The organism is Nocardioides sp. P4_G4 (genome assembly GCF_056401085.1).
On record NZ_JBFUKA010000130.1, the window covers coordinates 1 to 8,838 of the forward strand.

At 72.8% G+C, this 8,838-nt stretch carries 11 protein-coding genes; 4 read left to right on the forward strand and 7 right to left on the reverse strand.

The window, feature by feature from the left end; all coding sequences use genetic code 11:
• The 4 genes from AC1DQF_RS20345 to rimP all read right to left on the reverse strand — a co-directional run.
• A partial coding sequence (locus AC1DQF_RS20345; protein WP_477527047.1) for a translation initiation factor IF-2 N-terminal domain-containing protein occupies positions 1-406 on the reverse strand: 406 nt, incomplete at its 3' end.
• A gap of 167 nt (positions 407-573) precedes the next feature.
• Entirely contained in the window at positions 574-861 is a 288-nt protein-coding gene (locus AC1DQF_RS20350; RefSeq protein ID WP_477527048.1) for a YlxR family protein, read from the reverse strand.
• Between the two features lie 64 nt (positions 862-925).
• Positions 926-1,906, reverse strand: coding sequence for a transcription termination factor NusA (nusA, locus tag AC1DQF_RS20355; protein ID WP_477527049.1), 981 nt, complete (start codon positions 1,904-1,906; stop codon positions 926-928).
• Complete coding sequence (gene rimP, locus AC1DQF_RS20360) at positions 1,906-2,397, reverse strand: ribosome maturation factor RimP (RefSeq protein WP_477527050.1); 492 nt, start codon at positions 2,395-2,397, stop codon at positions 1,906-1,908. Before rimP ends, nusA begins: the two co-directional genes overlap by 1 nt.
• A gap of 91 nt (positions 2,398-2,488) precedes the next feature.
• Here rimP and AC1DQF_RS20365 point away from each other — a divergent pair, with 91 nt between their 5' ends.
• A complete protein-coding gene (locus AC1DQF_RS20365) occupies positions 2,489-3,025 on the forward strand; it encodes a hypothetical protein (RefSeq protein ID WP_477527051.1) in 537 nt (178 codons plus the stop codon).
• The gene (locus tag AC1DQF_RS20370; protein ID WP_477527052.1) at positions 3,022-3,450 is read left to right on the forward strand and encodes a ferritin-like domain-containing protein; all 429 of its coding nucleotides are present in this window, start codon (positions 3,022-3,024) and stop codon (positions 3,448-3,450) included. The genes AC1DQF_RS20365 and AC1DQF_RS20370 overlap by 4 nt, the downstream gene beginning before the upstream one ends.
• 255 nt (positions 3,451-3,705) lie before the next feature.
• Here AC1DQF_RS20370 and AC1DQF_RS20375 read toward each other — a convergent pair whose 3' ends face one another.
• Positions 3,706-4,419 (reverse strand): HAD family hydrolase, encoded by a 714-nt coding sequence (locus AC1DQF_RS20375; RefSeq protein WP_477527053.1) that lies wholly within the window; start codon positions 4,417-4,419, stop codon positions 3,706-3,708.
• Positions 4,420-4,427: 8 nt separating this feature from the next.
• The gene (locus AC1DQF_RS20380) at positions 4,428-6,197 is read right to left on the reverse strand and encodes a proline--tRNA ligase (protein ID WP_477527054.1); all 1,770 of its coding nucleotides are present in this window, start codon (positions 6,195-6,197) and stop codon (positions 4,428-4,430) included.
• Positions 6,198-6,341: 144 nt separating this feature from the next.
• Here AC1DQF_RS20380 and AC1DQF_RS20385 point away from each other — a divergent pair, with 144 nt between their 5' ends.
• Positions 6,342-7,334, forward strand: a complete 993-nt coding sequence (locus AC1DQF_RS20385) for a hypothetical protein (RefSeq protein WP_477527055.1) — start codon at positions 6,342-6,344, stop codon at positions 7,332-7,334.
• A 10-nt stretch (positions 7,335-7,344) separates the two neighbouring features.
• Here AC1DQF_RS20385 and AC1DQF_RS20390 read toward each other — a convergent pair whose 3' ends face one another.
• Positions 7,345-8,217 carry a GNAT family N-acetyltransferase gene (locus AC1DQF_RS20390; RefSeq protein ID WP_477527056.1) on the reverse strand — a complete coding sequence of 291 codons (873 nt, stop codon included), beginning with the start codon at positions 8,215-8,217 and terminating at the stop codon, positions 7,345-7,347.
• A gap of 58 nt (positions 8,218-8,275) precedes the next feature.
• Between AC1DQF_RS20390 and AC1DQF_RS20395 the strand changes: the two genes are divergently transcribed.
• Positions 8,276-8,838: circularly permuted type 2 ATP-grasp protein (locus tag AC1DQF_RS20395; protein WP_477527057.1), on the forward strand; the 563-nt coding region annotated here is incomplete at its 3' end.

Genomic DNA, 8,838 nt, shown 5'->3' on the forward strand with positions numbered 1-8,838 from the left:
CGGGTGCGGCCGGGGCCGCGGCGGCGGGCGCCTCGGGCTCGGCGGCAGGAGCCGGCTTGGGGCCGGGCTTGGGACCCGGTCGGGGACCGGGGGTGGACGACGGCGCGGCCGACGTCTCGGCGGGGGCTGCGGGCGCCTCGGCGGAGGCAGCCGCGGCCGGAGCCTCGACAGCCTGCTTCGCCGGTGCCTGCGGGGCCGGCTTGGCCTCGGGCTCGGCGGCCGGGGCGGACGCAGCAGCGGACTTCAGCTGGTCGCCGTACTGCTTCTTGAACCGCATCTCGACGGGGGGCTCGACGGTCGACGATGCCGACTTGACGAACTCACCCATCTCCTTGAGCTTCTCGAGAACAAACTTGCTCTCGACGCCGAACTCCTTGGCGAGTTCGTGGACTCGGGTCTTGGCCACAATTCTCCTTCTGGCCCGAGACCCGTCGTCGCAGGAGTGCGGCGGGGTGGTTCGGACCGTTAGCGGGTGTGCAAACTCATCGGGAAGTACTCATCGAGTGCTCATGAGCTGCTGCTCCAGTCTCTGATCGGTACTGATCTGGTCGGTGCTGCTTCGGGTCTGTCGTGCTAGTGCTGTGCTGCGAGGTGCTCGGCCACCGGCGTGCTGGTGAGTGCCTCCCCGGCCCTCAGGGCCCGGGAGAACGCCCGCCGGCGTACCGCGAGGTCGTAGCACCCGGTCGTGGGGTGCAGGTGCGCCCCCCGGCCCGGAGCCGTGCCGCGCGGATCGGGGCAGGCGGCCGGCTGGCCGCTCGCGTCCGAGCCGATGACGACACGCAACAACTCGCTCCTGGTGGCCCGCTCCCGGCAGCCGATGCAGGTGCGGATGGGCACGTGCGGGCTGTCGGTCCTGGTCACCGACGGAAACTCTATCGCCTGAGCGCTCGAATCCCGAATGGCCTCCCCCGGTGGGAGGTGCCGCTCACCCCTCGGGCGTCGGCGCCTCGTCGGAACGGATGTCGATGCGCCAGCCGGTGAGGCGCGCGGCGAGGCGGGCGTTCTGGCCCTCCTTGCCGATCGCCAGCGACAGCTGGTAGTCCGGGACGACCACGCGGCAGGACCGGGTGGTGGCGTCGACGATCTCCACTGCGCTGACCCGGGCCGGCGACAGGGCCTCGGCCACGAACTGGGCGGGGTCCTCCGACCAGTCGACGATGTCGACCTTCTCCCCGTGCAGCTCGGCGGTGACGTTGCGGGCCCGCTGGCCCATCGGGCCGATGCAGGCGCCCTTGGCGTTGACCCCGGGCACGCTCGAGTGCACGGCGATCTTGGTGCGGTGGCCGGCCTCGCGGGCGATGGCCGCGATCTCGACGGTGCCGTCGGCGATCTCGGGCACCTCGAGCGCGAAGAGCTTCTTGACGAGGTTGGGGTGGCTGCGCGACAGGGTGATCTGCGGCCCGCGCATGCCCTTGCGCACCGACACGACCAGGGTCTTGATGCGTTCGCCGTGCTTGTACTCCTCCCCCGGCACCCGCTCGCCGACGGGCAGCAGTGCCTCGAGCTTGCCGAGGTCGACCATCACGTCGTCGGGGTTGCGTCCCTGCTGGATGATCCCGGAGATGATGTCGCCCTCCTTGCCGGCGAACTCCCCGAAGCGGATGTCGTCCTCGGCGTCACGCAGGCGTTGGAGCATGATCTGCTTCGCGGTCGTGGCGGCGATCCGGCCGAAGCCGGCTGGGGTGTCGTCGTACTCCTCGGAGGCGTTGCCGTCCTCGTCGACCTCGCGCACGAGCACGCTGACGTGCCCGTTCTTGCGGTCGAGCTCGACGCGCGCGGTGTCCTGCGCGCCGGGGGTCTTGTGGTACGCCGTGAGCAGTGCCTGCTCGATCGCCTCGACGAGCACGTCGAAGGAGATCTCCTTCTCGCGTTCCAGCATCCTCAGGATGCTCAGGTCGATGTCCATCAGGCGTCCTCGCTCTTGTCGCGCTTGCGGTTGAACTCGATCTGCACGAGGGCCTTGGCGACCTCGGCGTACGCCAGGACCCGGGGGGCTCCGTCGACGTCGAGGGTCACCGAGGTCTCGTCACAGGTGGTGATGCGGCCGGTCAGCGGCTCGCCCTCGACGGGCGTGACCTTGACCAGCCGGTCGACGTTGCGGCGCCAGTGGCGCGGCAACGTCAGGGGGCGGTCGACCCCTCGGGAGGTCACCTCGAGGGTGTAGGGCATCTCGCCCATCACGTCGGAGGCGTCGAGCACCTCGGAGATCGACCGCGTCGCGTCGGCGACGTCGTCGAGGGTCACCCCGCCGTCCTTGTCGACGGCCACCCGCAGCACCCGTCGCTTGCCGGCCGGCGTCACGTCCACCGCCTCGACGTCGAGGCCCTGCTCGGACAGGGGTCCGACGAGTGCCTCCTCGATCCGGTCCCGGGTGGCGTCCTGTCTGGCGCTGCTCACGAGTGTGCGACCTCCTTGTGCTGTTGTCGTTCGGGGCCCACGATAGCCGCTGGCCCCGGGTGGTCCACCGGCGGCGGATAGGGTTCCGGGCGTGTCCGTGCGCGCCCGCCCCGTCTCCCGCCGTTCGGCGGTCGGCCTGGCCCTCACCGGGACGCTCGCGGGCTCGGGACTCGTGGCCGGCTGCACCCTCGACCCACCCTCGGACGAGCCCGGGCCGGCCGCCGCCGCGGACCCCGAGCCCGACGCCGACGTCCTGCTGCTCGGCACGGTCCTGGAGGCGCTCGACCGCACGGCCGCGCTGGCCCGGGCCACGCTGGACCGCCATCCGGACCTCGCCGCCGACCTCCAGCCGCTCGTCGACGTGCACGCGAGCCACCGGGCCGTCCTCGACGGGGCCGCCGAGGTGGAGCAGGACGCCACCGCCTCCCCCGCCGTGCCCGGTCGGCCCCCCGTGGCCCTCGCCCGGGTACGCCGCGCGGAGACCGGCCTCGTCCGCACCCTGCGCGAGGCGACCGGCGCGGCGCAGAGCGGCGACTTCGCCCGGGCGCTGGCCAGCATGGCGGCCTCCCTCACCCAGCACCTGACCGTGCTCGACGGCGACGGTCCGACGACGGGCCCGGGCGCATGAGCACCCTCGAGGCCCTCCAGGCGACCCTGTCGGCGGAGCACGCCGCCCTGCACCTGTACGGCCTCTACGGCGGTCGCACGTCGCAGTCCACGGACCCGGCGCTCTTCGAGGCGCTCCAGGACGGCTACCGCGCGCACCGCGCCCGCCGGGACCAGCTGCGGCTGATGATCGCGGACCTCGGCGCGGAGCCGGTCGCGGCCGGGGCGGCGTACGAGGAGCCGGCCGACTTGGGCGGGGCGACCCGCGTGGCCCGGGCCGCGCTGCTCACCGAGCAGTCCTGTGCCGAGACGTACGCCGCGCTCGTGGCCGAGTCGGCCGGCCCGCAGCGCCGCTGGGCCGCCGGGGCGCTCACCGAGGCGGCCGTGCTCCAGCTGCGCCTGGGGGGCCGACCCGCGGCGTTCCCCGGAGCGCCCGAGCTGGGCTGAGACCTCCGTCGCGGAGTCGTCGCCCGCGGAGTGCCCCGACATGGGAAGGTCCGCGCCCTCACCGAGTGGGGAAGTCCCGAGATCTCCCCCAGCCGGTGAGGACGCGGACCAGGGGTTGGTCAGCATCACCCGTGTGCCACGTCATGTGGGGTGACGGTGGCACATGCAGAACTATGCAGCACCCGGGTGCTTGCGCCCACCTCCCGATGGTTGCATCTTTGCGCGCTGCGTAAACCTGCAAAAGTGGACGAACAGTCACCCGAGCCCGCGGACGGCGTCGGGCACCTGGGCCAGCGCGTGGACCACGGCGTGCGGCTCGCCCTCGGTGTGACCGACCTGCTCGGGCGGGATGCTGCTCAGCGGCACGTGGATCGCGTGCAGCCCGGCCGCCCTGGCTCCCCAGATGTCGTCGAAGAGCCGGTCGCCCACGTAGACGCAGGCCGCCGGGTCGTCGACGCCCACGGCCTCCATCGCGGCGCCGAACGCCCGAGCGGACGGCTTGGTCCACGGGATCTCGCTCGTGTAGACGTCCCCGTCGACCAGGTCGTAGACGCCGTCGCGCTCGAAGAACCCGACGTGCCACTCGCGGGGCCAGATCGTGTTGGACAGCACGCCGACCTTGAGGCCCATCGCACGCAGCTCGGCGAACATGGGGCGGCACTCCGGGTCGGTGGCGGTGTGCGGCTCCCAGAACTCGTAGTAGGCGCTCAGGAGCTCGGGGTCGTGCTCGAGCCCGGCCTCGGTGAAGAGGTCGGCGATCGTCGCGCTCTGCTGGTGGTCGCGGCTCCTCCCCCAGACCACCGATCCCGCGGCGTGCAGGCGGGAGGTGATCTCGTCGGGCGAGTGGTGCTCGGCGCGGACCACCGCCTCGGCCAGCGCCAGCGACTCGGCGTGGAAGTCGACGTCGTGCCAGCGGGTCAGGGTGCCGCCCCAGTCGAAGATGACCGCCTGGAGGTCGGGGGTGCCCACCGCGCTGATCAGCCCCGGACGAGCGCGGCCACGTGGGCCGCGGCGTCGGCCACCGGCACGTCGCGGCGCTCGTCGGTGGCGCGGTCGCGCACCTCCACGACGCCGTCGGCCAGGCCGCGGCCGACGGTGACGATGGTGGGCACGCCGATGAGCTCGGCGTCCTTGAACTTCACGCCCGGGCTCACCTTGCCGGTGCGGTCGTCGTACAGCACGTCGATGCGCTGGGCGGACAGTGCCGCGGCGAGCTCCTCGGCGGCGGCGAAGATCGCCGGGTCCTTGCCTGCGGCCACCACGTGGACGTCGACGGGGGCGACGTCGCGCGGCCAGCACAGGCCGCTGTCGTCGAGGGTGCCCTCGGCGATCGCGGCGACGGCGCGCGAGGGGCCGATGCCGTAGGAGCCCATGGTGACGGTGACGAGCTTGCCGTTCTCGTCGAGGACCTTGAGGTCGAGCGCCTCGGCGTACTTGCGGCCGAGCTGGAAGATGTGGCCCATCTCGACGCCGCGGGCCGACTCCAGGGTGCCCTCGGTGCAGTTCGGGCAGGCGTCGCCATCGCGCACGTCGGCCGCCTCGATGGTGCCGTCGGGGGTGAAGTCGCGTCCGGCGACGAGGTCGATGACGTGGGAGCCGGGGGTGTCGGCGCCGGTCACCCAGCGGGTGCCCTCGACCACGCGGGGGTCCACGAGGTAGCGGATGCCGGACGCGGAGTCCTCGCCGAGCGCTCCGGGGCCGATGTAGCCCTTGACCAGCGCCGGGTGGCTGGCCAGCTCGGCCTCGTCCATGGCGGCGACCTCGATCGGCTCGAGCTGGCCCTCGAGGCGCTTCTGGTCGACCTCCCGGTCGCCGGGCACGCCGATGGCGAGCGGCTCGCGGGTGCCGTCCGGGTGCTTGAGGACCACCAGGACGTTCTTGAGGGTGTCGCCGGCCGCCCAGGGACGGTCCTCGCGCGGGTACGCGTCGTTGAGGTGGTCGACGRGCGTGTCGATGGTCGGGGTGTCGGGGGTCTTCTCCGCGTGCGCGGCGGGAGCGTCGTCGTACGCCACAGCGGCCGGGGGGCGGACCGCGACGGCCTCGACGTTGGCGGCGTAGTCGCAGTGCGTGCAGCGGACGTAGGTGTCCTCGCCGACCGAGGCCTTGGCGAGGAACTCCTCGCTGGCCGAGCCGCCCATGGCGCCGGAGGTGGCCTTGACGATCACGTACTCGAAGCCGAGGCGGTCGAAGATCCGGACGTAGGCCTCGCGGTGCCTCTGGTACGACGCCTCGAGACCGGCGTCGTCGACGTCGAAGGAGTAGGAGTCCTTCATCACGAACTCGCGTCCGCGCAGCAGGCCCGCCCGCGGACGCGCCTCGTCGCGGTACTTGGTCTGGATCTGGTAGATCGAGAGCGGCAGGTCCTTGTAGGAGCTGTAGAGGTCCTTGACGACGAGGGTGAACATCTCCTCGTGGGTGGGGCCGAGGAGGTAGTCGGCACCCTTGCGGTCCTGGAGGCGGAAGATGTTGTCGCCGTACTCGGTCCAGCGGCCGCTCGCCTCGTAGGGCTCCTTGGGCAGCAGCGCGGGGAACAGCAGCTCCTGGGCGCCGATGCCGTCCATCTCGTCGCGGATGATGTTCTCGATCTTGCGCAGCACCCGCAGACCCAGCGGCAGCCACGTGTAGATGCCGGGGGCGGCGCGGCGGATGTAGCCGGCCCGGACGAGCAGCCGGTGGCTCGGCACCTCCGCGTCGTTGGGGTCGTCTCGAAGCGTGCGGACGAACAGGCTCGACATGCGGAGGATCATGGGGCGAAGGCTACTGGCGCCCCTCCCGGCACCGCGAACCAGATTGGTGCAACCGGATGCCCGGGGCGCGCGTCTCCCTGCTGACACAGCACCACGACACCACCACGACGCCACCACGACGCCACCAGGCACCCGGGAGAGACCATGACGAGCAGGCGCCGAGCCCTGACCCGCACCATCGCCGCCCTGGCTGTCGGTACGGCGGGGGCACTGCTGGCGGTCGTGCCCGCCGGCGCCGTCGTGCCCACCACCGACCTCGACCCCGCGGACCTGTCCCGCGGGGCCGACATCGCGATCCCCCACCTCGACGGGACGACCTTCGTCGACGGCGACCGACGGGTCGAGATCGCCGGCGAGCGGGCCACCCTCCTCGGCCGCTCGGGGGGCGCCTTCATCATCGGCACCTCCGACGAGGACGGCCTCGGCCAGCACCGAGTCCTGCGGCTGCGCCCCGACGACAGCGTCAAGCCGTTGCTGCGGGTGAGCCCGTGGGGCATCACCGTGTCCGAGGACGGGAAGCGGCTCGTGCGGCTGCGCAACGGAAGCCGYCGGAGCTCACCGGTCGAGGTCTACTCGGCCCGCAGCGGCCGGCTCGTGAAGGAGCGCGACTTCCCCGACCACCCGACCGTCCTGGGCATGGAGGGCCGCCTGGTGCTGATGAGCACGTACGAGCGTGGCACCTTCTGGTGGAACATCCGCTCGGGCCGCACCAGCCTTCTCACCCGGCGCTTCGCCGGGATCGCCGACCTCGGCCACGACCTGCTCGCCACCTACACCGAGGACCCCTACCTCGACGGCTGCACCGTGCTGAGCCGCCTCTCCCGGCCGGGACGCACGCTGTGGACCTCGTGCCGGGAGCGGGTGGAGAGCTTCAACCCCGACGGCACCGGGATCGCGACGGTCCACATCCTCAGCGACGGGGTCGGGCCCGGACGCGTCAGCGTGCGCGCGGTGCGCGGCACGCTGCAGGCCCGGTACGACGCCGAGCAGTGGTTCGGCGCGATCCGGTGGGAGGACGCGGACACCGTGCTCCTCGACACCAACGGCACCCAGTACGCCACCGTGCGCTGCACCCTCGCGGCCTGCGAGAACGCGACGGACCCCGAGCCCGCCCTGGTGCTGCGGCCGGCCGGCTGACGCGGCGAGCTCAGAACATCAGCGTCGAGAACCGCGCCGACTCGGTGAAGCCGACCCGGGCGTAGGCCGCGCGGGCCGGGGAGTTCCACTCGTTGACGTAGAGCGAGACCGTCGGCGCGATCCGCTGGCGGACCAGCTGCACGACCGCGGCCATCCCGCCGACCGAGAGCCCCCGGCCGCGGTGGTCGGGGTGGACGTAGACGCCCTGGACCTGAGCGGCGTACGGCGTGGCACAGGCGACCTCGGCCTTGAAGACGACCCGGCCCTGCTCGTCGAAGCGGGCGAAGGACCAGCCGCGGGAGATGAGCTGCTGCACCCGGGCGCGGTAGTAGTCCTTGCCGCCGCCGGCCTCCGGGGAGACGCCGACCTCCTCGGTGTACATCGCCACGCAGGCGGGGTACAGCGCGGCGAGGTCGTCGCGGGTCGTCAGGCGCACGAGCGGATCGGGTCGCACGGCAGGATCACTGTCGATCTGGAGGTGCGGCTGGCGCCAGCGCGCCTCGCGGGGCGTGCCCCACCGGTCGCCCACCACGTCCCAGAAGGCCGCGACCGGCTCGTGGGGACCCACGATGGTCGCCGTCGAGCGGACCCGGGTCATCGCGTGGTCCGCGAAGGCCGCCATGTCCTCGCCCGTGCACCCGACCGGGACGAGGTTGGCGCCCATGTGGCAACCGGCCACCAGGGTCGAGCCCCGGAAGCGCCCCCACACCTCGCCGCCGAGCCAGCGCGGCTCGAGGTTGGTCACCCTCGCCCGGTAGTCGGCGAAGACGTTGACCACCGGGTCGCGGCCCGCGAGGGCGAGGAACTGGTCCCGGTCGTCGGGACCGAGCAGGCGCACCTGCGCGCTGTCGGTCCGGTTGCCCGTCTCCTGCTCGGTGACCACGGCCGCGAGCCTGCCACAGATCGGGCACCCTCGCTGCCGCGCTCGCTAGGGTGCTCGCGTGACCGTCTCCGCACCAGACTCGACGGAGGGGACGCTCGAGGCGTACCGCTCCCTCGTGCAGGGCATCGGCGGGGTGGACGAGTGGTACGACGGGTCCGCGGTGCGTCCGGAGCAGGACCTGGTGACCTCGGCAGTGGGTCGGATGGGCCTGACCGGGCTGCTGGAGGCCCGCGCGGAGTCGCGCCGCCTCGTCGAGGACGACGGCATCCGCTACGGCGGGCTGACCGACCAGGTCGACCGCGGCCGGAGCTGGGTCATCGACCCGCTCCCGGTGGTGATCGGCAGCGCGGAGTGGGCGGCACTGGAGCGGGGCCTGCACCAGCGGGCCGAGCTCCTCCAGCTGGTGCTCGAGGACCTGTACGGCGAGCGCCGGCTGCTGGCGGACCGCATCGTCCCCGCCGCCCTGGTGCTGGGGCACCCCGACTTCGTCCGCAGCGCCGACCACATCGCCGACCAGCGCCTGGTCATGGGCGCCACCGACCTCGCGCGCGGCGCCGACGGCCGCTGGACGGTGATGGCCGACAAGACGGCCGCCCCCTCGGGCGCGGGCTACGCGATGGC

Coding starts and splice junctions, on each gene's coding strand:
- nusA (WP_477527049.1), bottom strand. CDS start 1,906: ATGGACATCGACCTGAGCATCCTGAGGATGCTGGAACGCGAGAAGGAG.
- AC1DQF_RS20370 (WP_477527052.1), top strand. CDS start 3,022: ATGAGCACCCTCGAGGCCCTCCAGGCGACCCTGTCGGCGGAGCACGCC.